The organism is Microbacterium sp. B19 (assembly GCF_000333395.1).
Taxonomy (GTDB): Bacteria; Actinomycetota; Actinomycetes; order Actinomycetales; family Microbacteriaceae; genus Microbacterium.
The window spans coordinates 1-1,039 of sequence record NZ_BADA01000263.1; the positions used below are offsets into that span (position 1 = coordinate 1).

Sequence of the window (1,039 nt, forward strand, 5' to 3'; positions counted from 1 at the left end):
CGCGACCCGGCGAGCGACAGGCGGAAGCCCATGCGCCAGGCCAGGATGCAGAGCGTGACGTAGGTCAGCACCGCCATGACCCCGAGCGAGGCGATGATCACCGTGCCCAATGCGCGATAGACGATCAGCGAGTAGATCGCGACGAGACCGAGACCGATGAGGCCCGCGATGAAGCCGACCTGCAGCTGCTGCGATCCGAGCGTCGCCGAGACGGTGTCCGAGCTCACGACCGTGAAGCTCAACGGCAGCGCGCCGTACTTGAGCTGGTCGGCGAGGGCCTTCGACGTCGCCTGCGTGAAGCTGCCTGTGATGCTGGGGCGGCCGTCGACGATGATGCCGTTCATCGACGGGGCCGACAGCACCGAACCGTCGAGCACGAACGCGAACTGGTTCAGCGGCGCCTGCGCACCGTAGAGGCGCTGGCTGATCTCGGCGAACTTCTGCGTGCCCTGGTCGTTGAACACGAGGTTGACGGCCCACTGGCCGGTGTTCTGCTCCTGGCCGTTCGTGGCGTTGCTGATGTCGGTGCCGTCGAGCTCGACGGGGCCGAGGATGTACTTCACCGAACCGCTGTCGTCACAGGTGATGAGCGGCTGGTCGGCCGGTGCCTGCGCGGGGTTGTTGGCGGGGTTCGCGCAGTCGTACGCCAGGAACTGCGCCTGCAGCGCGGGCGTGATCCAGGACAGGTCGCTGCCGTTGGTCGGCGACGCGGTGGGCGTGGACGGAAGCGACGGGTCGGGGGTCGGGTACGGCGTGTTCTGGCCGTCCTGGCCGACGAACGAGGTCGCGGGCGAGCCGGTGTAGAGCACCGCGCGCAGCTGCAGCTGGGCCGAGCTCTGGATGCGCTGACGCGTCGCCTCGTCGGCCTGGCCCGGGATCTGCACGACGATGTTGCGGCCGCCCTCGGTCGCGACATCTGCCTCGCCGACGCCCGAGGCGTCGACGCGCTGGCGGATGATCGTCACGGCCTGCTGCATCTGATCGGTGTCGGGGTTGGCCCCGTCCGTCGTCTGCGCCGCGAGGATGATCTGCGTGCCGC

General features: G+C 68.9%; 1 protein-coding gene. It reads right to left on the reverse strand.

Features of this window, described 5'->3' with window-relative positions; translation table 11 throughout:
• A partial coding sequence (gene secD, locus I5G_RS09825) for a preprotein translocase subunit SecD (RefSeq protein ID WP_022878906.1) occupies positions 1-1,039 on the reverse strand: 1,039 nt, incomplete at both ends.